25 protein-coding genes and 1 tRNA gene are annotated in these 21,599 nt (G+C 55.5%); 2 read left to right on the forward strand and 24 right to left on the reverse strand.

The features are described 5' to 3' along the window. Positions 1–123: 123 nt before the first annotated feature. Complete coding sequence (locus tag IEY11_RS07725; protein WP_158578339.1) at positions 124–1,683, reverse strand: oligosaccharide flippase family protein; 1,560 nt, start codon at positions 1,681–1,683, stop codon at positions 124–126. A gap of 164 nt (positions 1,684–1,847) precedes the next feature. Further along, on the reverse strand, positions 1,848–2,765 hold the full coding sequence (locus tag IEY11_RS07730; RefSeq protein ID WP_188886240.1) for a helix-turn-helix transcriptional regulator: 918 nt from the start codon (positions 2,763–2,765) through the stop codon (positions 1,848–1,850). A 545-nt stretch (positions 2,766–3,310) separates the two neighbouring features. Here IEY11_RS07730 and iolE point away from each other — a divergent pair. Then, positions 3,311–4,210 (forward strand): myo-inosose-2 dehydratase, encoded by a 900-nt coding sequence (gene iolE, locus IEY11_RS07735; RefSeq protein ID WP_110436673.1) that lies wholly within the window; start codon positions 3,311–3,313, stop codon positions 4,208–4,210. A 58-nt stretch (positions 4,211–4,268) separates the two neighbouring features. Beyond that, positions 4,269–5,285: a Gfo/Idh/MocA family oxidoreductase gene (locus IEY11_RS07740; RefSeq protein ID WP_116705252.1), complete on the forward strand. Its 1,017-nt coding sequence runs from the start codon at positions 4,269–4,271 to the stop codon at positions 5,283–5,285. A gap of 135 nt (positions 5,286–5,420) precedes the next feature. Here IEY11_RS07740 and IEY11_RS07745 read toward each other — a convergent pair whose 3' ends face one another. From IEY11_RS07745 to IEY11_RS07850, 22 genes are all read right to left on the reverse strand, one after another. Beyond that, positions 5,421–6,221 carry a Cof-type HAD-IIB family hydrolase gene (locus tag IEY11_RS07745; RefSeq protein WP_118359604.1) on the reverse strand — a complete coding sequence of 267 codons (801 nt, stop codon included), beginning with the start codon at positions 6,219–6,221 and terminating at the stop codon, positions 5,421–5,423. A gap of 3 nt (positions 6,222–6,224) precedes the next feature. Next, positions 6,225–6,935 carry a YoaK family protein gene (locus IEY11_RS07750; protein WP_188886241.1) on the reverse strand — a complete coding sequence of 237 codons (711 nt, stop codon included), beginning with the start codon at positions 6,933–6,935 and terminating at the stop codon, positions 6,225–6,227. 162 nt (positions 6,936–7,097) lie between these two features. Next, positions 7,098–7,499: an ATP synthase F1 subunit epsilon gene (gene atpC / locus IEY11_RS07755; RefSeq protein WP_110436669.1), complete on the reverse strand. Its 402-nt coding sequence runs from the start codon at positions 7,497–7,499 to the stop codon at positions 7,098–7,100. A gap of 1 nt (position 7,500) precedes the next feature. Then, positions 7,501–8,898, reverse strand: coding sequence for a F0F1 ATP synthase subunit beta (gene atpD / locus IEY11_RS07760; protein ID WP_117750882.1), 1,398 nt, complete (start codon positions 8,896–8,898; stop codon positions 7,501–7,503). A 111-nt stretch (positions 8,899–9,009) separates the two neighbouring features. Next, complete coding sequence (atpG, locus tag IEY11_RS07765; RefSeq protein ID WP_118359610.1) at positions 9,010–9,873, reverse strand: ATP synthase F1 subunit gamma; 864 nt, start codon at positions 9,871–9,873, stop codon at positions 9,010–9,012. Between the two features lie 21 nt (positions 9,874–9,894). After that, entirely contained in the window at positions 9,895–11,400 is a 1,506-nt protein-coding gene (gene atpA, locus IEY11_RS07770; RefSeq protein WP_117555006.1) for a F0F1 ATP synthase subunit alpha, read from the reverse strand. A 5-nt stretch (positions 11,401–11,405) separates the two neighbouring features. Then, complete coding sequence (gene atpH, locus IEY11_RS07775) at positions 11,406–11,954, reverse strand: ATP synthase F1 subunit delta (RefSeq protein WP_110436665.1); 549 nt, start codon at positions 11,952–11,954, stop codon at positions 11,406–11,408. A 6-nt stretch (positions 11,955–11,960) separates the two neighbouring features. After that, the gene (gene atpF, locus IEY11_RS07780) at positions 11,961–12,464 is read right to left on the reverse strand and encodes a F0F1 ATP synthase subunit B (protein ID WP_118645701.1); all 504 of its coding nucleotides are present in this window, start codon (positions 12,462–12,464) and stop codon (positions 11,961–11,963) included. A gap of 126 nt (positions 12,465–12,590) precedes the next feature. Continuing rightward, positions 12,591–12,848 carry an ATP synthase F0 subunit C gene (gene atpE / locus IEY11_RS07785; protein WP_117490611.1) on the reverse strand — a complete coding sequence of 86 codons (258 nt, stop codon included), beginning with the start codon at positions 12,846–12,848 and terminating at the stop codon, positions 12,591–12,593. A 54-nt stretch (positions 12,849–12,902) separates the two neighbouring features. Beyond that, positions 12,903–13,625, reverse strand: a complete 723-nt coding sequence (locus tag IEY11_RS07790) for a F0F1 ATP synthase subunit A (RefSeq protein ID WP_243183975.1) — start codon at positions 13,623–13,625, stop codon at positions 12,903–12,905. A gap of 4 nt (positions 13,626–13,629) precedes the next feature. Further along, complete coding sequence (locus IEY11_RS07795; protein WP_110436662.1) at positions 13,630–14,004, reverse strand: ATP synthase subunit I; 375 nt, start codon at positions 14,002–14,004, stop codon at positions 13,630–13,632. Between the two features lie 4 nt (positions 14,005–14,008). Next, complete coding sequence (locus IEY11_RS07800) at positions 14,009–14,266, reverse strand: AtpZ/AtpI family protein (RefSeq protein ID WP_147356543.1); 258 nt, start codon at positions 14,264–14,266, stop codon at positions 14,009–14,011. A 342-nt stretch (positions 14,267–14,608) separates the two neighbouring features. Further along, positions 14,609–15,019: a hypothetical protein gene (locus IEY11_RS07805; protein ID WP_117490610.1), complete on the reverse strand. Its 411-nt coding sequence runs from the start codon at positions 15,017–15,019 to the stop codon at positions 14,609–14,611. Positions 15,020–15,166: 147 nt separating this feature from the next. After that, on the reverse strand, positions 15,167–16,312 hold the full coding sequence (locus IEY11_RS07810; RefSeq protein WP_188886242.1) for a D-alanyl-D-alanine carboxypeptidase family protein: 1,146 nt from the start codon (positions 16,310–16,312) through the stop codon (positions 15,167–15,169). 490 nt (positions 16,313–16,802) lie between these two features. Further along, positions 16,803–17,171, reverse strand: coding sequence for a CPCC family cysteine-rich protein (locus IEY11_RS07815; protein ID WP_188886243.1), 369 nt, complete (start codon positions 17,169–17,171; stop codon positions 16,803–16,805). Then, entirely contained in the window at positions 17,164–17,919 is a 756-nt protein-coding gene (locus IEY11_RS07820; RefSeq protein ID WP_118761512.1) for an exodeoxyribonuclease III, read from the reverse strand. Before IEY11_RS07820 ends, IEY11_RS07815 begins: the two co-directional genes overlap by 8 nt. Before the next feature lie 12 nt (positions 17,920–17,931). Beyond that, on the reverse strand, positions 17,932–18,312 hold the full coding sequence (locus IEY11_RS07825) for a VOC family protein (protein ID WP_188886244.1): 381 nt from the start codon (positions 18,310–18,312) through the stop codon (positions 17,932–17,934). Between the two features lie 9 nt (positions 18,313–18,321). After that, a complete protein-coding gene (locus tag IEY11_RS07830) occupies positions 18,322–19,488 on the reverse strand; it encodes an aminotransferase class I/II-fold pyridoxal phosphate-dependent enzyme (RefSeq protein ID WP_188886245.1) in 1,167 nt (388 codons plus the stop codon). Positions 19,489–19,493: 5 nt separating this feature from the next. After that, positions 19,494–20,216 carry an alpha/beta fold hydrolase gene (locus IEY11_RS07835; protein ID WP_188886246.1) on the reverse strand — a complete coding sequence of 241 codons (723 nt, stop codon included), beginning with the start codon at positions 20,214–20,216 and terminating at the stop codon, positions 19,494–19,496. A gap of 2 nt (positions 20,217–20,218) precedes the next feature. Beyond that, a complete protein-coding gene (locus IEY11_RS07840; protein WP_118359680.1) occupies positions 20,219–20,689 on the reverse strand; it encodes a VOC family protein in 471 nt (156 codons plus the stop codon). A gap of 156 nt (positions 20,690–20,845) precedes the next feature. Next, on the reverse strand, positions 20,846–21,091 hold the full coding sequence (locus IEY11_RS07845) for a hypothetical protein (protein ID WP_188886247.1): 246 nt from the start codon (positions 21,089–21,091) through the stop codon (positions 20,846–20,848). 197 nt (positions 21,092–21,288) lie between these two features. Next, positions 21,289–21,364 (reverse strand) — tRNA-Lys (locus IEY11_RS07850). Positions 21,365–21,599: the final 235 nt, after the last annotated feature.

Consider the following 21,599-nt stretch of genomic DNA (forward strand, 5'->3'; position numbering starts at 1 on the left):
TTTCACTGCTGTGAAGCGCTCTGTTTTCATTTTTTATTCCTGCAACGAAAAAGCCGGCGCCTGCACAGCGGCAACCCGTTACCCTTTCTCCAATCTTCACACTGATAGCACTTCTCTATTTTCCTACCACAAGAATACTGGAAGGACTGCCGGATTTTCCACGCGATGTGCCAGATACCGCCCGAGACGGATGCCAAGCAGCCTCAGCACGAGCAAATACAGTATGATAGCTGACACGAGTGCTGCCGCGAGGGCGGTCACGGGGTTATCAAACCGGCAGACAAATGTCTGCGCGAAAAAGCGAGTCCACAGGTAAACCGCAGTGCCGCAGAGCAGCGGCACGCCGAACCGCCGGAAGGGTTTCAGGCGGAACGCTGTTCGCCGGTGCAGGATGGCAAGGTTGACCGCAGCGGCGCTCGCTCCGGTCAAAAACATGGCAAGCAGGTAGCCGTAAATGCCGAGCGTTGGCCTTGCGCACCAGCGGTACAGCAGCGCAAGCTGGCACAGCTCCGCAGAGATGGCGGTTGCCACGTTCCACCTTTGCAGACCGAGCGCATTGAGCAGGCTGCCGGTCGCCATCTGGTAGTAGGCCGCCACGGCTGCCGCGCCGAGCAGCGCGGCGTAGCCGCCGGTGAGCGGCTGGCGAAAAAACAGCTCGCTCAGCTGCGGTGCCAGCGGCACGAGAACAGCAGTTGCCGGTATGCCGATGAGACCCACAGTCGTAACGGCACGGCCGGTCAAAACACGCACGCGTGCCTGCTCACCGACTGCCTGCGCTGCCGTGACGGCGGGCAGCAGCGCCGTGCAGACCGAGCTGACGAACGCGACCGGAAACAGCAGCAGCGGCATGGCCATGCCCGAGATCACGCCGAGCGCGGACAGCGCCTGCTCATAGTCCAGACCGGCCGCCATCAGCCTTTGCGGCAGCAAAACGGAGCCTGCCGAGCCAAGCATATTCCCGATCAGCGCCGAGGCCGATAATGGCGCGGCAATGCCGAAAAAATGACCGTAAAGTTCCTTATCCGGTCTTGTGAAGCGAATATGCCGCATATTTCGTCGGAACAGCCGCGTGAGGAAAAGTGCGCTGAACACTTCGCTGCAAACCATGCCCGCGAAGATGAGCATGGCGATTCTGCCATAGTCGCCGCTGCCATATTCGTACAGCAGAAAGCTGACCGCGAATATGCGGATAAGCTGCTCCCCGACCTCGGAGCAGGCCGTGTACTGCACCTTTTCCAGTCCGATAAACAGCGATTTAAAAATATTTTCCACGCCAGTGAGTGCGAGACACAGCAGCATGTACGGAAACGCGCGCGCACAGCGTCCGTCACCGAGCAGATTTGCCGCGATACTGCCGCCGCACAGCAGCACCACCGCTGTGCAGGCCGCACTCAGCGCAAAAAAGGCGCGGAACGCCAGCCGCAAAACCGCGCCTAAGCGATGGCTCTCCCCTCTTGCTTCGCACGCCGCGCTCAGCCGCGAACACGCTGTTGTCACGCCGGACAGACAGCCCGCATTCAATACTAAATACACCGAATTGACCAGCCGATACACGCCCAGACCTTCCGCACCCGCAAAGCGGCTGAGCACCACGCGATAGACAAATCCGAGCACCTGCAGCAGCACATTTCCGCACGCGAGCACACCTGCCGCGTATAAAATCGTTCCTTTTCTGACCCGCACAGCATGACCCCATTTCACGAAATTCTATGCGGATTTCGGATGGAATATGCGTACAAAAACTCCCGCAGCAAACCGCCTGCTCTGTCCACGAGAATGCTTCTTTTCCGCAGTTTTCCTCATTAAAAAAATCCCTGCACAGAATTCTCACTCTGTACAGGGATTTTTTACTTGCGTTTGCGCTTAGGCTTCTCCTCGATGCCGGTGGACACAATATAATTCTGCCGGAACTTATTCGGCGGCATGCCGACGTTTTTGGTAAACTGCAGATTGAAATAGCTCTGCGTGTCATATCCCACCCTCTCCGCGATACTCGTGATGGACAGGTCGGTCGTGATCAGCAGCGTCTGTGCTTCACCAATGCGGCGGCGCAGCAGATACTGCACGGGCGAATACCCGCTCATCTGCTTGAAAACATGCGATAAGTAATACGGACTGATGTGCAGCGCCTCACCCATGCTCTGCAGCGTGATCGGCTCCATATAATGCTTGTCAATATATTCCTTAATTCGTCTGCCGAGAATGTGCGGCTCCTCCAGCGGCTTTTCCGACTCCGCGTGAGAACCGGCGGTGACCGTCAGCACCGACATCAGCAGCGCGTGCATCAGCGAACTGCAGAACAACTCAGCATTCGGCTCGCCTGCCGACAGGGTGCGGAACATCATTTCAAACAGGCAGTGCAGATCAGCAAAATACTTGCCGGTCGGGAATACATAGCCCGCATCATCCGGAATGAGTGCGTTTTCGCGCAGACCGGGCATATGCAGCCCGCCGACGGCAATGCAGTAGCTGCCGACCTCCATATCCGGACCGGAAACCTCGTCGTGCACCACGCCTGCGTTGTATACGAGCAGATCACCCGGCTTGATGATGACTTTTTTATCGTGAATCAGGTATTCACTTGAACCGCTGCAAATGAGAATCAGCTCGACAAAATACTCATGCGCGTGCATGACACGCGGATGCGCACTGGCATCCGGTCGGATTTCACTGACGTAAAGCAGCTTCGGCTGATTCTCCCCCTCAAAAATTGATTTAACTTCCTTCTCTACAAAGCACTGTACGTTCAGGCTTGCCTTCGGCATAGTTTTTTGCAGCTCCTCTCTTTCTCTGACGGTGATTTTACTCTTATAAAAGTATAGCACACGGGTCCGTTGTGCGCTAGCACATATTTGCTTTTGCAGACCGCCGTATATCGTGCTTTTTTGCGGTCGGGCTGAGAATAATTATAGATTCTTGCTATTCGCAGATTCTTGTTTTTTGTTCTCGCTTATTTATAGTATAGCATATCCGACCGAGAATCCTGCGTGTGTTTCTCTGCGGTTTTTCAGCTTTCACAAACCTGCCGATTCGCCGGTCTCCGACCGGCAAAAAGCAGGATTTATAAAAACAAGCGCACAGCCTCAAACCCGCTCCGAAAAAATACTGTGCATTTTTACCGCCGCTTTTACCTCTAATATATTATATATATGGGATTTTCGGGTGTCCGAAAAAAAGTTTCCGTTTTTTGAATCAAGCCAAGAATCTAAAAGAAACCGTTCGCCATATCTGCTAAACTATAAGCACAAAGAGAAGAAAGAATCTCACAGCTCAGTTGTGAGATACAACAAGAATGAAAGGACGAAGCATTATGTTAGATCCCAAAAAGGTTAAAATCGGTATCGCGCCTATTGCATGGACCGAGGACGACATGCCGGAGATGGGTGCTGAAAACAGCTTCCTGCAGACGATCAGTGAAATCGCTCTGACCGGTTATGTTGGCACCGAGATCGGCTGCCAGTTCCCGCGTGATCCGGCGATTCTGAATAAGGAGTTTGGCCGCCGCGGTATTTCCGCCATCACCGGCTGGATCAGCACCTACTTAAATGAACTGCCGATGTGGCAGAACGAGCGTGCGTTCGTTGACCACATGAACTTCCTGAAGTCGATCGGCGCTACGATTATCAACACGTCCGATCAGTCGTTCTCCATTCAGCATCAGTGGAACACTCCGCTTTCCAACAAGAAGGTGCTGAACGACGATGAGTGGGAGGTACTGACCAAGGGTCTGGATCACCTCGGCAAGATCGCTTATGACAGCGGCATGAAGATCGTGTACCATCATCACATGACGACTACCGTGCAGAAGACCGACGAAATCGACCGTATGCTCGCTATGACCGACCCGAAGTACGTCAGCATGATTTACGATACCGGTCATCTCACCTTCTCCGGCGAGGACCCGATCGAAATTCTCAAGAAGCACCACGACCGCATCGGCCATGTCCATCTCAAAAATGTCCGCAAGCCTGCAATGGACAAGTGCTACGCTGAGAACAAGAGTTTCCTCCGTTCGATTCCGGAAGGCGTATTCACCGTTCCCGGCGATCCGGAAGGCTGCGTAGACTTCCCGACCGTATTCAAGCTGCTCGACGAGTACAACTACGAGGGCTGGCTGGTCGTAGAGGCTGAGCAGGATCCGGCTATCGCAAATCCGCTCGAGTACGCCCGCATGGCCCGCGCCTACGTCAAGGAGCACACCGGACTGTGAGTTAACCCATTATTTTTAATAAAAAGAGCAAGAAAAGATCACAAAGGAGGGTATTACTATGAAAAAACTGAAGATTGGTATCATCGGTGTAGGCCGTCTGGGTTACGAGCACGCCTGCAACATTGCAAACCGCGTTCCGGGTTCGGAGCTGGTAGCTATCGCAGACGCAAACTTCGACCGCGCAAAGCAGGTCGCTGAAGAACTGGGCGTAACCGCCGTTTACAACGACCCGAAGGATCTGTGCGCTGACCCGAACGTTGAGGCCGTTGCCATCATCACCAACACCGCTTCTCACGTTGAGATGATCAAGATTGCGATGGACGCAGGCAAGCACGTTTTCTGCGAAAAGCCGCTGGCTGACACGGTTGAAAAGTGCAAGGAGGCCGAGGCCATCATCGCCGCTCACCCGGAGCTGACCTTTATGCTGGGCTTCATGCGCCGCTATGACCACTCCTATCAGGTAGCCAAGAAGAAGATGGAGAACGGCGACATCGGTGATGTTATTCTGGTTCGCTGCTACTCGCAGGACCCGATTTCCATCATCGAGGGCACCCTGGAGTACGCTCCGCGCTCCGGCGGTCAGTTCATCGATATGTCCATTCACGACTTCGACCTGATTCGCTGGCTGACCGGCTCCGAAGTCAAGGAGCTGTGGGCTACCGGCGGCTGCTACGAGTTCAAGCAGTACAAGGACTGGGACGACGGCGACAACGTTTCCGGCCTGATGAAGATGGAAAACGACGCTATGGCGTTCTTCTTTGCCGGTCGTGCAGCAGCTCACGGCTCTCATGTTGAGACCGAAATCGTTGGTACCCGCGGCACCCTGCGTATCGCATCCGTTCCGACCGACTCTCTCGTAGAGGTTATGAGCCAGCACGGCGTATGCCGCGAGTGCTATCAGGACTTCATCACCCGTTGGCACGATGCATACATCACTGAGATTGAGGAATTCTGCGACTGCGTAGCAACCGGCCGCAAGGCAACTCCGGGCGTTATCGACGGCACCCAGTCCACCAAGATCGCCTTCCGCTGCAAGGAGTCCTTCCTGACCGACAAGAAGCTGACCCTCGAATAATCGTTCTCGAAACCGCATTCTTATTCCACATTCAATTTATTCTCTCTTATTTATATTCAAGTCTCCAAACAGAATACAAATACAGCCTAATTCAAAAAGAAACCCGAGAATCCTTTGATTCCCGGGTTTCGCTCTTTATTCCACCGCCAGCACGCTGCGGATCGTGCGGCACACGCCGTCCTCATCATTGGACGGACAAACATGCTTTGCGACCTTCTTTAGCCGCTCATGTGCATTCGCCATCGCGTAGGACTCGCCCACCGAGCGCAGAAGCTCCACATCGTTCAGATAATCGCCGAACGCCATGCACTGCGCGGGTGTTATGTGCAGATTATCGCACATCACGCCCACGGCCACGCCCTTGCTCAGCCCCAGACGCATCAAATCCACCCAGTCCGCGCCGGAGAGCGCTACCTGCAGCTTATCGTCGAACATCTGCCGATAGTACGGCAGCACGTTGGTTTCCGCCGCATTTTTGCAGAAAAGCGCCACCTTGCACACCGGCTCCTGCTGCACGGCTTCAAGCAGATCAGGCACCTTTTTGCGACGTGCGTAGTACATCGCCATGTTCTCCACGAACACCGGATCGTCGTCCTCGTAGGCCGCGCCGTCCCGCATAGACGCGATTGCGTGCACATTCGGCAGACCGCGCGCCAGCTCCACAGCCGCGCACACCAGCTGCTGCGGCATGGCCTCGAACGACACGATTTTGCGTCCGTCGCACACCATGCCGCCGTTTTCGCTGATGTACATCAGCTCGTCCGCTATCTCACCGAACTGCTCGTACAGGTTGTAATACTGCCGTCCGGATGCAGGTGCGAAGCGTACACCAATCTTTTTCAGTGTGCGCACCAGCGGAAAAAAGCCCTTGGGCAGCTGCTTGCGGCTGGACAGCAGTGTGCCGTCCATATCTGCGGCGATCAGTTTGATCGACATGGTTTACCGTTCCTTTCCGGCGGTCTCCTCCGCCTCGAGCGTATGTTCTTCCTCGACAAACATGACTGCAAAGACCAGACTCAGCGGGATACAGGTCAGCAGCAGCGCTTTTTCGCCAATTCTCGCGGTCGTCAGTGCGCCAATCGCACCGCCGAGGATGAAAAACAGGATGATTGCGTAATAGTTGCGCGTTTTGCGGATCGCATTCCGGTCGCCGGTCTGTGCCCAGATCACAAGCTGCTCGGTGCCCGAACGCAGGTTGCCTGTACACATCGTGGTTGCAAATGCGCTGCCGCGCACCTTGCGGAACGACTCGACCTGCATCGCGCAGATGAATGAGATCATAATGTTGACCGTGGTATTCAGCGTCTGCGGCATAAAAGCTGCTGCGGCCAGCAGCACGATCTCGACCAGCACGACAATCTGTCTCCAGTGAATGTTGATGTCGCTCTGGCGTTTTTTGTACCGCCGCTTGACAATCTCCGCCGCCACAACGCCCAGTGCGAACGCCAGAATCGGTAAGAGATACTCGGCCGCACGCAGCCAGTTGCCCTCGGCAATATTCGCGCCGAACAGGACAATATTGCCGGTCTGCGCGTTAGCAAACACCTTGCCGCGGCAAAGATAGGTATATGCGTCAAAAAAGCCGCCGGCCATAGCCAGCAGTGCGCCCAGCAGCAGCGATTCCGACATCTGCCCGTGCGCTCGTTTCATGGAAATTCCCCCATTTCACTTCGGCAGAGAACTATTCTTTGTCTTCCAGCGGCTATTATAGCACAAAAAATCCCCCGATTCAATCAAATCGAGGGATTTATATTCGGTCAATATGCCGAATTATTCAGTAATGCTGATACAATTCCTCTGCCGGAAATTGTATCATTTGCTCTCCGCGATGCGAATACGGTTTACCGCCTTTTTCAGCTTGCCTTGTGCGATATCCATTTCACGGTCGCCGGCCTTTTTCTGCAGAATCGCTTTCGCACGGTCTGCGGCCTCACGGGCACGGGCAACGTCGATTTCGTCAGCCCACTCGCAGGTACGCGCCAGCACGACCGTCTGCTCTGCCGAAACATCCACAAAACCGCCCGAAACCGCCGCTACACGGCGTTCGCCGTTCCGGATAATGGTCAGACCGCCGACGCCGAGCGCCGCAACATACGGCACATGGTTCGGCAGGATGCCGACATCGCCCTGTGAGGTGCGAACCACGATACGGTCCACTTCACCGTCGAAAAACTGCTTATCGACCGTGAGCACCTTGAGATGAAAGGTAGCCATATTATGCCCCCTTCTTAGCCTTCTCCACTACCTCGTCGATCGTGCCGGCAAACAGGAACGCCGACTCAGGCAGATCGTCATGCTTGCCCTCAAGAATCTCCTTGAAGCCGCGGATGGTCTCAGCGACCGGCACATACTTGCCCGCCATACCGGTGAACTGCTCTGCAACATGGAACGGCTGCGAGAGGAAGTTCTGGATCTTACGGGCACGGGCAACGGTCAGCTTGTCCTCGTCGGACAGCTCATCCATGCCGAGGATGGCGATGATATCCTGCAGATCCTTGTACTTCTGCAGAATGGACTGCACCGCACGGGCAACCTCGTAATGCTCCTTGCCGACAACGTCCGCCGACAGGATACGCGAGGACGAATCCAGCGGATCAACCGCCGGGTAAATACCCATGGATGCGATATCACGCGACAGAACGACCTTTGCATCCAGATGCGAGAACGTGGTAGCCGGAGCCGGGTCGGTCAGGTCATCGGCAGGCACATAAACAGCCTGTACGGACGTGATCGAGCCCTTCTTCGTCGAGGTGATTCGCTCCTGCAGCGCGCCCATCTCGGTTGCCAGCGTCGGCTGATAGCCTACGGCAGACGGCATACGGCCGAGCAACGCGGAAACCTCCGAACCGGCCTGCGTGAAGCGGAAGATGTTGTCGATGAACAACAGCACATCCTGACCCTCGACATCGCGGAAATACTCCGCCATAGTCAGACCGGAAAGTGCAACGCGCATACGCGCTCCGGGCGGCTCGTTCATCTGGCCGTAAACCAGCGCAGTCTTGTTGATAACGCCGGATTCCTGCATCTCGTTGTACAGGTCGTTGCCCTCACGGGTACGCTCGCCGACACCGGTGAATACCGAAATACCGCCGTGCTGCTTTGCGATGTTGTTGATCAGCTCCATGATGATAACGGTCTTGCCGACGCCTGCGCCGCCGAACAGACCGATCTTGCCGCCCTTGGCGAACGGCGCGATCAGGTCAACGACCTTGATGCCGGTTTCGAGGATCTCGGTCGTGGACTGCTGCTCCTCGTAGGACGGTGCCGGACGATGGATCGGCCAGCGCTCCTCGCCCTCGACCGCCGGCTTGTTGTCCACCGGCTGACCGAGCAGGTTGAAGATACGTCCGAGGTTCTTGTCGCCTACCGGCACCGTGATCGGGCTGCCGGTATCGACTGCCTTCATGCCGCGCACCAAGCCGTCGGTGGATTCCATTGCGATGCAGCGCACGGTATCCTGACCGATGTGCTGCGCAACCTCGACCGTGATGATCTGACCGTGGTTGTCGATCGTAATAGCATTCAGCAGCTTCGGAAGCGCGTCAGCGGCAAATTTAATGTCAAGCACCGGTCCGGTGATCTGGACAACGGTGCCAATATTCTGCTCACTCATTGGCAAAACTCCCTTAATTCAGTGAGGAGTTAGGAGTGTGGAGTTTCCCTTTGGTTTATCGAGTCTGCTGCGAATAAAGCATGCCGCAGCACTCCTACCTCCTAACTTATTTTAAGCTCCTACCTCGCCCGAGCCGGCCACGATCTCCGTAATTTCCTGTGTGATCGCTGCCTGACGCGCACGGTTGTAGGACAGATTCAGATTTTCGATCATCTCGCCCGCGTTATCCGACGCAGCCTCCATTGCCATGCGGCGCGCGGACTGCTCGGAGCAGTAGCTTTCCACTACCGCGCCGTACAGCACGCCGTACAGGTACTCCGGAATGACTGCATCAAACACGCTCTCCGGCGAGGGATCGTATTCGGTCAGAACATGGGCGCCTGCCGGCTGCTCGTCCGCCGCATCAAAGTGCGCGGGCAGCAGCTTGAGGCACTTCGGCTCCTGCTGCAGAGGGGAGATAAACTCCGTGTAGCACAGGAAAACCTCGTCCACCCTGCCCTCGCGGAACAGCTTCAGCATGTCTTCCACGATGGGATGCGTATCACTGATGCGCATGGTCTCGGCAATGCCGGGATAGTCCGCCGCCACCGTTACCGGACGCTTTGCGTAATGCTCCTGCGCCTTTTTGCCGATGGTGATGACCTGTGCCTGCTTGCCCTGCATCTCGGCAGCGGCGAGCTTGAACAGGTTGGCGTTGTAGCCGCCTGCCAGTCCGCGGTCGCCCGCGATGACGATGTACAGGCTGTTCTTGACCTCACGCGGCTTGGTGTACACCGACTCGCTGCCGCGGGTCGCGCCCGCAAGGCGGGTGATGGTCTGATACAGCGCATTAAAGTACGGACGGGCCCCGAGGGCACGCTCCTTTGCGCGGCGCATCTTGGAGGACGCGACCAGCTCCATCGCCTTGGTGATCTGCATGGTGGACTGCACCGATTTGATACGGCGCTTGATGTCCTTCATATTTCCGGAAGCCATTTTCAGTCCCTCCCTTTCGCGTTAGTGCTCGGAAAGGAACTTACTCTTGCATTCCTCGATTGCCTTTGTCAGCTTTTCCTTCACATCGTCCTCCAGCTTGCCGGTGGTGCGGATGGACTCCGGAATGTCGCTGTAAACGCTGTCCACGAAGGAGAACAGCTCCTTCTCGAACTCGCCGATCTGGTTTGCCGGAATATCGAGCAGTGCGCCCGAAACAACGGCATAGATGATGATAACCTGCTTCTCGACCGGAATCGGGCTGTTCTGCGGCTGCTTGAGCACCTCTACGATGCGCGCGCCCTGTTCCAGTCGCTTCTTGGTGTCCGCATCAAGGTCGGAGCCGAACTGCGAGAACGCCTGCAGCTCACGGAACTGCGAGTACGCCAGCTTGAGCGTACCGGCAACCTTCTTCATCGCCTTGATCTGCGCGTTGCCGCCGACGCGGGATACCGAAATACCCGGGTTTACCGCCGGACGGATACCGGAGTTGAACAGCTCGGTCTCGAGGAAGATCTGACCGTCGGTAATGGAGATTACGTTGGTCGGGATATACGCCGAAACGTCGCCTGCCTGCGTCTCGATGATCGGGAGTGCGGTCAGGCTGCCGCCGTTCTGGATGTTCGCTGCACGCTCGAGCAGACGGGAGTGCAGATAGAATACGTCGCCCGGATAAGCCTCACGTCCTGGCGGACGGTGAAGCAGAAGGGAAAGTGCACGGTAAGCTACCGCGTGCTTGGACAGATCGTCGTAAATGACCAGAACGTCCTTGCCCTTGTGCATAAAGAATTCACCGATCGAGCAGCCCGCGTACGGTGCAATGTACTGCAGCGGTGCAGACTCGGATGCTGTTGCGGCTACGATGCAGGTATAATCCATCGCGCCGTTGGCCGCGAGCGTTTCGGCAACCTGTGCAACGGTCGAACGCTTCTGACCGATTGCCACATAGATACAAATAACGCCGGTGCCCTTCTGATTGATGATGGTGTCCAGACAGATCGCGGTCTTGCCGGTCTGACGGTCACCGATGATCAGCTCACGCTGACCACGGCCGATCGGAATCATGGAGTCGATCGCCTTGATACCGGTCTGGAGCGGCACATTAACGGGTGCGCGCTCGATGATGCCCGGTGCGGGCATTTCGATCGGACGGCTCTCCTTGGTCTCGATAGCGCCCTTGCCGTCGATCGGCTTGCCGAGTGCGTCAACAACGCGGCCCAGCATCGCTTCACCGACCGGGACCTCTACGATTCGCTTGGTGCGCTTTACCGTGTCACCCTCGCGGATGTTCTGATCCGAGCCGAGGATAACCGCGCCGACCAGCTCTTCCTCGAGGTTCTGCGCCATGCCCTGCACGCCGCCCGGAAATTCGAGCAGCTCGCCTGCCATGCAGTTTTCAAGGCCATGGATATGCGCGATACCGTCACCGACGGTAACAACCGTGCCCACGTCGGTCAGCTTGATCTGGCTCTGATAATGCGTGATCTGCTCCTTGATAATGCTGCTGATCTCTTCGGAGCGCAATTCCATAAAAATCACCTGCTTTCCTGTGTACCGGTCAACCGTGCTGCAAGCTCTTCCAGACGGGTGCGCAGGCTGGTATCGAACTGCTCGTTGTTGACTTTCACAACGATGCCGCCCATGATGCTCGGATCGACCGAGCATTTCAGCTCTACCTTTTTGCCCGTAACCTGTTCCATCTTGCCGCGCAGCTTGTCGGTCAGCGCCGCACTCATCGGCACCGCCGTGACCGCCAGCACCTCTACGATGCCGTTTTCAAAATAATACTGCTCCTTATATGCCTGACACATCTCGTGGATAAGACCGATGCGGCCCTTATCCGTTACGAGCATCAGGAAATTGAGCAGAAAAGGCTCGATACGTCCCTCGAACACGGTTTTGAGGACCTTTTGCTTGTCCTCCGCCGCGATAGAGGGCGTTGTGAGCATTTTGAGGAAATCCGGTTCGCTGTCAAACGCCGCGCACACCTCGGTCAGCTGATCGAGATACAGCTTTTCCTGCTTCTCGTCCTGCGCGACCTCGTAAAGGCTCAGTGCGTAGCGCTCGCTTACCATATCCGCCATGTTTGCTCACCCCACCTTGTCAATAAAGTCTTCGATAAAGCGTTCGTGATCCTCCGGCTTTACATCGCGCTCCACGATCTTGGAGGCGATCATCACGGACAGATCCGCAACCTCATCCTTGAGTTCCTTGTGCGCCTTGATGCGCTCCTGCTCGATCACGCGCTCGGCCTTCTTGACCATAGCGGATGCCTGCTGCGAGGACTCGCGCAGGATCTCATCGCTGCGCTCTGCGGCACGGCGGGTAGCGGAGCCGACGATCTCGGCAGCCTCCTCCTTCGCCTTGGACAGACGCTCGGTGTATTCGCTGCGCATCTGCTCGGCCTCGCTCTGCGCCTTCTCGGCGGTGGCGTACATGGACTGTACCTCCTCGCTGCGGGCAGCGAGCATCTTGCGCACCGGCTTGTACAGAAACTTCTTGATGATCAGGAACGTAATGAGCGTGTTGCACATCGTCACGAGGATCTCCCACCAGCCGATGCTAACGAACGCTTCATATAATGCTTCTGTCACTGGTTTACCTCCTTCCCAAACGGAAGAATCCGTTTCGTCTTTTCAATCATAGACCGCTCAATACGCACGGTCTATAAAGAGGCAATATTTCAACTGGCAAACCCAGTTGGGATATTGACGCTTCCCTTAAAACTGACTAACAAACGGATTGGCAAACAGCAGGATCAGCGCGATAACCAGCGCGTAAATACCGGTGGACTCTGCCATTGCGATACCAAGGATCATGGTACGGGTGATATCGCCCTGCGCCTCCGGCTGACGGCCGATTGCGGAGCACGCCTGACCGGCGGCATAACCCTCGCCGATACCAGGGCCAAGGCCGGCGATCATTGCCATACCTGCACCAAGAGCGGACATACCTGCTACGAATGCTTTGGGATCCATACTTTTCTTCCTCCTAATTCAGATAACGAAATTGGAATTTGTTTTTTCTTCACGTCAGCTGTTGCGTGCGTCGCCTACATAAGCCATGGTGAGCATACTGAAGATGAACGCCTGCATGCAGGCCGTGAAGCAGTCAAAATACAGCGACAGCACACCGGGCAGACCGATCTGCAGCAGCGCGATATTATCGGGCAGGAAACCCAATACCGCATTAGACAGCACCTTGAGTGCGCCCATGATCAGCGTGGTGATAACCAGGCCGCCTGCCATGTTGCCGAAGTGACGGAACGACATGGAGACCGGCGTTGCGATCTCGCTGAGCACGTTAAGCGGCGCCATAACGAAGATCGGCTCGAGGAACCCCTTGAGGTAGCCCTTGATGCCGCCGTACTTGATCTTATTGAACGTGATCAGCACGAACGTGATGAGCGCCCAGCCGAGCGTGGTGTTCAGGTCTGCCGTGGTGGAGCGCATCCAGAACAGGCTGGCCAGTGAACCGAACAGCGAGCTCATCATCAGCGTCATAATGTACGGCGAGAAAGCCTGACAGCCTTCTCCCATCGTGCTTTCGACCAGACCGTCGATCATCAGCACCGCCTTTTCGGCCAGTACCTGCTTGCCTTTTGGGATCTTCTGCATGCGGTGTGTTAAAAAGATACACAGGAACAGGATAAACGCCATGATGATCCATGAGTTTCTCATGGTCTCCGTGATCGGCAGATTGGTATTGCCGAACAAATAACCCAGTATTTTAGGACCGTTTATTTCGACGTTCAACCGTTTAACCTCCTTTCCGCTGAACTGCGTGGCGCCAGAGAAGCAGCGCCTTGGTGAAAAACAGCGGAATGACCGCTGCAGCTGCGTTCAGATACGGCAGCTTGATCGCCGCGATCACGAACACCGCCGTGAGCATGTAGCGAACTACATAGCCGCGCCGCGTAATGCGAATGCCCTGTGCCGGTGGAAAGGCGGTTGCCCTTACCGTGCTCCTGCCGATCATGTAGAACAGCAGCAACGCGAACGCCGTACCGAGCAGAACGCTTGCGCCGGACCGAGCGATGCCCTGTCCGCAAAGAGCGAACACACCGAAGGTCACCAGCGCCAGCGGGAGCATGCCGCGCAGCATGCGCTTCGTTTCCTCATAAACGATGTGCATTCCGTCACAGCTCCTTTTCTTTCTCTGCGCTTTCTCTGGCTTTGCGCTCGGTAAATCGCAGAAAGTCACGCAGGCTGCAGGCTGCAACCGCGATACCGAGCAGGATTCCGATAATCACTGCACCGTTGCCCCAACCGAACCGGTTGCGGAGCCATATCGCTCCGAAGCAGCAAAGCACCGGCGGTGTGATCACTGTGAAGCCTACCTGAGAAAAATAGATCAGGTAGCGCAGCACACTAAAGCCTTCTTTCCCTCTTTGCAATCGCATTCCCCCTTCATGAACGCCATAGCAACATTGTACAAAATGCAGCGTGCTCTCTCGGCACGCTATATTACTTATTATAAACAACTTGCCCAAAAAGTAAAATACTTTTGCTCAGAAAAGCTAAATATTTTTTGTGACTTTGTGTCGTATCATACATTCTGCATAAATTATTCTTATTAAGTATATACAAAATGCCAGATTGTCTTTTTTATCACAAAGGGAAAAAGACGCAGCATTCCCCATTGTTTTTTCTTACCAGCACGGCTGCGGGCAAAAGAAAAAAGCAACGACTTTCATCGTTGCTTTTTTGTGCTTGCGATATGTATTTCCGTTTAAGGATTACAGGAAACGCTTCATGTCTTCGGTAGCAGACTCCGGCTCCTCGCTGAGCGAAACGGTGAAGTTTACGCTGTGCTTGGAAGAGAATGCGTCCAGAGCGGTGAGGAACTCCTCAGCCTTGGCTGCGTCCTTGCCGCCGATGATCTTGTACAGACCGTCGATGAAGACACGGGTGATATCGTAGTTGCCGGCATGCAGACCGCCGACAAAGCCGAGCAGGCTTGCGATGTCGCTAACCGGATAATCCGCTGCGTCGATCAGACGCGCGTCATGCGAGATATCGAAAGTCAGCTTGTTGCCGCGGGAAATGCAAACTACACTGCCCTTTTCTTCTTTTACTGCAGCGTTGACCTGATCAATAAGCTCCTTGGTCTTACCGGAACCGGTACCGCCAATAATAAGTTTTACCATAGTTTTTATCCTCCCAACCTTTGAGGTTGCTATTAGTGTACCATAGTTTAGCCAAAATCACAAGTCCGAATTGCAAACTTTCCGTCATTTTGTATGGTAAATTTCTCACCCTTTCCAATTTTGTTCGGAAAACGCCGAATTTTGACGTTATTTTGCATCTTTTACAACATTTCCTGCAAGGCCGCGCACAAAGGAAATAAGCAGCTCAGGCAGTCCGAGCGCGTCCACACCGGCTTGGGCGATGATGGGAACGGTCAAAACCGTCTCTCCGCCGGCGGATACCGTCATTTCGCCCAACCGCTGACCGGCCTGTATCGGCGCGGCAAGTGTCTCCGGCAGGTCGAATGTGGTCTGCATATCCTCTGCTCTCGTCTTTTCAATCACGAACGAGTCGCTGCCCTCGAGCACCGGCTGCACGTTCTCCGCGGTGCCGAGCGTCACCGGAATGGGTTCCAAGTCCTCCGCCGCAGGCGTGTACGCCGTGAAGTTGGCAAAGCCGTAGTTGAGCAGCGCGGTCGCATCCGCTGTGCGGTTCTCCTTGGTGGGCGCCGCCATCACAACCGCCACAAGGCTCAGTCCGTCCCGCTCGGCACTTGCAGAAATGCAGAAGCCGGCCTCGCGGATGTAGCCGGTTTTGAGTCCGGTCAGACCCTGATAGCTTTTGAGCATCTTGTTCGTGTTCGCCAGACCGAATTTGCCGCCGCGCACGGTGTCCATCCAGATGCCGGTATAGTCGAGTATCTTCGGGTGGCGCAGCAGCTCACAGGAGATAAGCGCAAGGTCGCGTGCCGAGGTCAGCGTCTTCTGACCTTCGCCGTCCAGTCCGTTGGCGTTGATGAACGTTGTGTTCGTACAGCCGAGTTCGCGTGCGCGCGTGTTCATCCGTTCGACAAAGGCGGCCTCTGTGCCCGCCAGATGCTCCGCTACCGCAACCGCACAGTCATTCGCTGAACCGACCGCAATCGCCTTGAGCATCTCATCCAGTGTCAGCTGCTCGCCCGGCTCCAGCCAGATCTGCGTGCCGCCCATCGAGCAGGCGTACTCACTGCCGGTTATCATGGTGTCCAGTGTCACCTCGCCGCGCTCGAGCGCCTCCATCGCCAGCAGCATGGTCATAATCTTTGTCACCGACGCAGGCTGCAGCTGCTCATCGGCGTTATAGACGTAAAGCTCCTGCCCGTTTGCCGCATACAGCGCCGCAGATTTCGCGTAGAGCGCGCCCATTTCGGGCAGCGCCGCCGCCTGCACCGTAAACAGACCGCTGAGCAAAGCGGCACAGATCAATTTCCGCACATCCACTCACCCTTTCAGCATAGCTTATGTGCGGCGGAACGCAATTATGCAGTAATTGAAAATGGAGAATTGCGCTATCCTTGCGCAGCCTTCAGTCGCGCTGCGCACATAACGATAAAGTTTTTTCGTAGGGTGTGGTGCCCTCAGAAGGTGAATTGCCCGAAGGGCAAGAGAGGCCACCCTGGGGTGCCACGCCGTGTGAACCGCCTGCATATTGCAAAGAATTGTATTGTTCTTCCAGTGTTCCGGATTTCTTGGCGAGAAATCGCTATTTCTTGGCGAGAAATGGGCATTTCTTGGCGAGAAAGTACACAGAGCAGAGAAGAGTACAGAAGAGCAGAGAACAGTACAGTACAGTAGAGCAGACCAGAGCAGAGAAGAAAAGAGTAACAGAGCAGAACACTCTGCATTTCTGACTGACCTGACGGAAAGTGAATTTATTTCTGAATGAAAAAAATGGAGAACGCGCTCCCATCGAGTTCATTCTCCATTATCCATTCTCAATTATCCTCCACGGTGCGACCGTACCGAACGAATGAAAATTCCACCGGGCCTCGGCAAGCGACACCCCATGATTCTGGTCGCTCGGCTTATCCGGCTCGCCTTCGACATCGTAATCAATCTCCCAGCCGCACATCGGGCAGATATAGCCCCAAGAAGGATTCTCGGGGATCTCTGCGCCGCAGCACGGACACGGCTCGGTCGGCGTTTCCGGCAGCCAGTTCATATCCGGCTCGGGTTCCTCGTCCCCGGATACGGCATCCGGCCGGAAGTACGGGTCAAGTTCTTCCTCGTCCTCCTGCTCCTGCACGCCGTCGAAAAACGCCTCCGGCAGAAAGGCATACTCGTCCTTATTCAATTTCGATCAGCACCGGACAATGATCCGAACCGAACACGTCGGTCAGGATACGCGCGTCCTTGACCCGCTGGGCAAAGCGATTGGACACGAGGAAATAGTCGATACGCCAGCCTGCGTTCTTCTCTCTGGCGTGGAAACGGTAGCTCCACCACGAATACACGCCCTCGAGCGTGGGGTTAAAATGGCGGAACGTATCCGTAAAGCCTGCGGCGAGCAATTCGGTCATCTTGCCGCGCTCCTCGTCGGTGAAGCCTGCGTTCCTGCGGTTGGTCTTGGGGTTCTTGAGGTCAATTTCCTCATGCGCGACATTCATATCGCCGCACACGATGACCGGCTTCTCCGCATCCAGCTTTACCAGATACTCGCGGAAGGCATCCTCCCACGTCATGCGGTAATCCAGACGCTTGAGTTCATTCTGCGAGTTGGGCGTATACACGGTAACGAGGTAGAATTCGCCGTAGTCGGCGGTGATGACACGGCCCTCGTGGTCGTGCTCCTCAATGCCAAGACCATAGGTGACGCTCTGCGGCTCGGTTTTGGTGAACAGCGCCACGCCGGAGTATCCCTTCTTCTCTGCCGAGTTCCAGTATTCGCGGTAGCCGCCCTCGAGTGGCACATCAGCCTGTCCCGGCTGCATTTTGGTCTCCTGCAGGCACAGCATATCCGGCTGCTCAGCGGCGACGAAATCAAGGAAACCCTTGCCCATGCACGCACGCAGGCCGTTTACATTCCATGAAATCAGCTTCATTTGCGTTCTCCTTCACGCTACGATACGGACGGTGCCGTCCGGGTCGAGCACAAAACTGCCGTAGCAGCCATCCTTGCCGACGACAGGGCCATCCGTGATCTCATAGCCCTCCGAGCGCATCTGCTCGGTCAGCGCGTCCACGTTCTCGCGAGTGCCCGCCTTGAACGACGTATGCGCCCAGCCGGTCCACAGACGCGAATGCTCGGCGTCCTCAAACTGCGGACGGGTCACGATTTCAAGCCGTGCGCCGTCAGCGAAGGACACAAAGCACGCCTGCGTGCCGGTCTCCTCATTCTGATACAGCTTGCCCGCCGTACCGTCAAAATATTTGGTATAAAATTCACACAGACGCTCTAAATCACGCGTGTACAGTGCAATATGGTCGATCTGCATAACAGAAACTCACTCCTTTACAATACCGCTCTCGTCAATGCGGCGAACCGCCTCTGCCATGCGCTCGGGCGGAACGACAAGCGCCATGCGGACGTAGCCTTCCCCCTGTTCACCGAAGGCACTGCCCGGAACCACGATAACGCCGGTCTTTTCCATCAGCTCAATGGCGAAGTCCACCGAGGACGCAAATCGCTCCGGAATCTTCGCCCAGACGAACATGGTGCCCTGTGCATCCGGCACGTTCCAGCCGATCGAGCGCAGACCGCCGCACAGCGCGTCGCGGCGCGCCATGTAGCCGGTGCGGTTGCTCTCTACCACATCCTGCGGACCGTTCAGTGCGGCAGCCGCACCCGCCATGATCGGGTAGAACATGCCGTAGTCGATCTGCGAGCGGAACGCGCGGAAACGGCTGATGACCTCGCGGTTGCCGAGTGCGAAGGACACGCGCATGCCGGTCAGGTTGTAGGTCTTGGACAGCGAGTTGAACTCAATGCCGACCTCCTTCGCACCCGGAATGGACAGGAAGGACAGACCCTTTTCCCCGTTCAGCATAATGTCGGAATACGCGTTGTCGTGCAGAACAATGATGTTGTGCTCACGCGCCCAGAGGACCAGCTTTTCGTAGAACCTGCGGTCGGCAACGGCGGTGGTCGGGTTGTTCGGATAGGAAACAACGATCGCCTTTGCACGCTCTGCCACGTCCTCCGGAATGTCGTTAAAGTCCAGCTGCCAGTTTTTCTCGGCGTACAGCGGGTACAGACCGACCGTTGCGCCGGTCATCATCGGGCCAAACGAGAAGATCGGGTAGCCCGGGTCCGGTGCAAGGATCAGGTCGTTCGGGCCGGCGAAGGCAAAGCCAACGTGTGCAATGCCCTCCTGCGAGCCGCACACGGCCATGATCTCATCGTCGGCAAGCGTGACGTCATAGCGGCGCTTGTACCAGTCCTGCACGGCATCGAGCAGCTCGCGCGTTTCATTCAGCGAATACTTGTACATATCCGGGTCGAGTGCAGCGCGGCTGACGGCCTCCATCACATGCTTTCCCGGCTGAAAATCCGGCGTGCCGATGGACAGATTGATGACGTCCATGCCGCCTTCGAGGAGCGACTGCTTACGCTCGTCGAGCTTGTTGAAAATATTGCTGTCTGCGATTTCTCCCGCTTTGATGAATTTCATGCTGATTATCTCCCAAGTAAAAATTCTATAACCGTCCGGTTGAAGCGGGACGGCTGCTTTGCTGCAACAAAGTGGTCACCGTCGCGGAAAACCTCCACTTCACAGTGGGGAATGTGCGAGGCCATCTCCTTTGTCTGCTTTTCGCGTATTGAATCGTGCTCACCGACGATGATGAGGGTCGGCATGGTCAGCCGCTCCAAATCGTTCATCGTCACCCCATACGGGTGCACCATTAGTCCGAGCACATCCCTTCGGCGCGCCGCCTTTTTACTGAAACGGCTCAGCGCCGCAGCAACACCGTAGCCTGCCATAATGGGCAGCTGCACCTGCGGTTTAACGCCGCTGAACATCTCCACATTAGCCGCGTTGAGGATGAGTTTATCTATATATTCCGGGTACGTCAGTGCGAATTTGATTGCCAGATTGCCGCCGTCCGAAAAGCCGAGGAAGCGCGCTTTCTTCACGCCGAGCGTGTCCAGCACGGTTTTGAGATCCTCCGCCATCATTTCAAACGACAGGCCGTGCCCGCCGCTCCCGGAGGCACCGTGCCCGCGGCTGTCCACCGCAATAACGCGGTAAAAGCGGGTCAGCTCGGGTATCTGGGAGTTCCAGTACGAGCTGTCCTCGCCGTTGCCGTGCAGCAGCACGAGCGGCTTTCCTCTGCCGACATCGTAATAAGCAATCCGGGCATCGCCGCACACGACGAATTCCGGTTCATAACCGAACATATCTATTTCAAACCCTTTCTGCATTGCTCCACAAAATCAGTCGGGTGATGGATGAGAGCGGCGGTTTCCTCCACGGAACGGCCCTCGTCCAGCAGGCGAAGTGCGATGTGCTCCATGGACTCACCGACCTCGATCATGTGCCAGTCCGGGTCGTACAGGCGCACCACACGCTGCTGCCACGCATGCGTCATCGGCGGATGCACCAGTTCCACGTCCAGGTGTCCGCGCAGCTTTTCCGTGAACGCGTCAAAGTCGTCCACCTCAAAGTAAAGCTCCATGTTGTGCGACTGGTGCAGGATCGTGGATTTGGGCACGCCGGTCAGCCTGTCAAAATCCTGCTGAACGGAAAAGCCGCCGGAAAACGTCACGTTTCCGCCTAAATCCAACACAACCTCCTGATCGAACAGATCATGGTAAAATTTTTTTGAAATCTCCACATCACGCACCGCCAGCAGCGGCATTCGGAACTTTATCATAGTGCAGCCTCCATCAAACCAAACCCAAAGCGGAAAATCCGCTCGGAATAGAAACTAAATTTTCTGTTTTGTTTCTATTTTATCACATTTTGATGAATCGGTAAAGTAGGCATGGAAAAAGGGAATGAATTTTACTTCATTCCCTTCTTGCAATCAGATTGTCGCCAGAACGCTCTTTGCAGGCTCCAGCTCCGCGCGTTTAACGTAGATCTTGTAAACGAATCTCACCTCGGCATTCATGCCGAACGTGCCGGACGAACGCCGGTTTTCCAACAGACCACCGCTCATCAGATCGACCGTTTTCGTGGTCGCGTCTATGCCTTTCGCGCTGAGTGCCTTGACGATTTTGTCCAGCTCCTCCATGGTGGAGACTTCGGTAAGCTCTGTTTTGAACAGCATTGCATTCCCTCCCTGTGCAATTCCGTAAATAATTATCCTGCCTTGTGCTTATCATACCCCAGAGAGTGCGGCTTGTCAATCGTCATGCGGCAGCCGGATTACAGTTTTAACAAACACAAGGAAAAGAGATACAAAAGCGTAAAATTAAATTAAGACATAACAAAAACCCGAGTTTTCGTTAGAAAACTCGGGTTTCGTGGTACACCATCACGGGCTCGAACCGTGGACCCACTGATTAAGAGTCAGTTGCTCTACCAACTGAGCTAATGGTGCATACTTTTCTTCGAGAAGAAAAGTATGCAAAAGAATCTTTACCTGCGCTCACGCGCTAACTTCTTCGCTGTTTTCTCTCTCAGAAACTTTTAGAAGGTCTTTACACCCTCAAAACTGAACAATCTTACTCACAAGCTATCTTTCGAGGTTACCTAACATTTAAGGTCAAGCCCTCGGCCTATTAGTATCAGTCCGCTCCATACATTACTGCACTTCCACTCCTGACCTATCAACC

The sequence above is a fragment of the Butyricicoccus faecihominis genome (assembly GCF_014648015.1).
GTDB lineage: Bacteria > Bacillota > Clostridia > Oscillospirales > Butyricicoccaceae > Agathobaculum > Agathobaculum butyriciproducens.

What these genes read in the sequence shown, in the direction of transcription:
- iolE (WP_110436673.1), top strand. Translation starts at nt 3,311, where the DNA reads ATGTTAGATCCCAAAAAGGTTAAAATCGGTATCGCGCCTATTGCATGG.
- IEY11_RS07830 (WP_188886245.1), bottom strand. Translation starts at nt 19,488, where the DNA reads ATGAAATTCATCAAAGCGGGAGAAATCGCAGACAGCAATATTTTCAAC.
- atpG (WP_118359610.1), bottom strand. Translation starts at nt 9,873, where the DNA reads ATGGCTTCCGGAAATATGAAGGACATCAAGCGCCGTATCAAATCGGTG.
- IEY11_RS07805 (WP_117490610.1), bottom strand. Translation starts at nt 15,019, where the DNA reads ATGGTAAAACTTATTATTGGCGGTACCGGTTCCGGTAAGACCAAGGAG.
- IEY11_RS07745 (WP_118359604.1), bottom strand. Translation starts at nt 6,221, where the DNA reads ATGTCGATCAAACTGATCGCCGCAGATATGGACGGCACACTGCTGTCC.
- IEY11_RS07750 (WP_188886241.1), bottom strand. Translation starts at nt 6,935, where the DNA reads ATGAAACGAGCGCACGGGCAGATGTCGGAATCGCTGCTGCTGGGCGCA.
- atpD (WP_117750882.1), bottom strand. Translation starts at nt 8,898, where the DNA reads ATGAGTGAGCAGAATATTGGCACCGTTGTCCAGATCACCGGACCGGTG.
- IEY11_RS07825 (WP_188886244.1), bottom strand. Translation starts at nt 18,312, where the DNA reads ATGCAGATCGACCATATTGCACTGTACACGCGTGATTTAGAGCGTCTG.
- atpH (WP_110436665.1), bottom strand. Translation starts at nt 11,954, where the DNA reads ATGGCGGATATGGTAAGCGAGCGCTACGCACTGAGCCTTTACGAGGTC.
- IEY11_RS07730 (WP_188886240.1), bottom strand. Translation starts at nt 2,765, where the DNA reads ATGCCGAAGGCAAGCCTGAACGTACAGTGCTTTGTAGAGAAGGAAGTT.
- atpA (WP_117555006.1), bottom strand. Translation starts at nt 11,400, where the DNA reads ATGGAATTGCGCTCCGAAGAGATCAGCAGCATTATCAAGGAGCAGATC.
- IEY11_RS07740 (WP_116705252.1), top strand. Translation starts at nt 4,269, where the DNA reads ATGAAAAAACTGAAGATTGGTATCATCGGTGTAGGCCGTCTGGGTTAC.
- atpE (WP_117490611.1), bottom strand. Translation starts at nt 12,848, where the DNA reads ATGGATCCCAAAGCATTCGTAGCAGGTATGTCCGCTCTTGGTGCAGGT.
- IEY11_RS07835 (WP_188886246.1), bottom strand. Translation starts at nt 20,216, where the DNA reads ATGTTCGGTTATGAACCGGAATTCGTCGTGTGCGGCGATGCCCGGATT.
- IEY11_RS07820 (WP_118761512.1), bottom strand. Translation starts at nt 17,919, where the DNA reads ATGAAGCTGATTTCATGGAATGTAAACGGCCTGCGTGCGTGCATGGGC.
- IEY11_RS07795 (WP_110436662.1), bottom strand. Translation starts at nt 14,004, where the DNA reads ATGCACATCGTTTATGAGGAAACGAAGCGCATGCTGCGCGGCATGCTC.
- IEY11_RS07845 (WP_188886247.1), bottom strand. Translation starts at nt 21,091, where the DNA reads ATGCTGTTCAAAACAGAGCTTACCGAAGTCTCCACCATGGAGGAGCTG.
- atpC (WP_110436669.1), bottom strand. Translation starts at nt 7,499, where the DNA reads ATGGCTACCTTTCATCTCAAGGTGCTCACGGTCGATAAGCAGTTTTTC.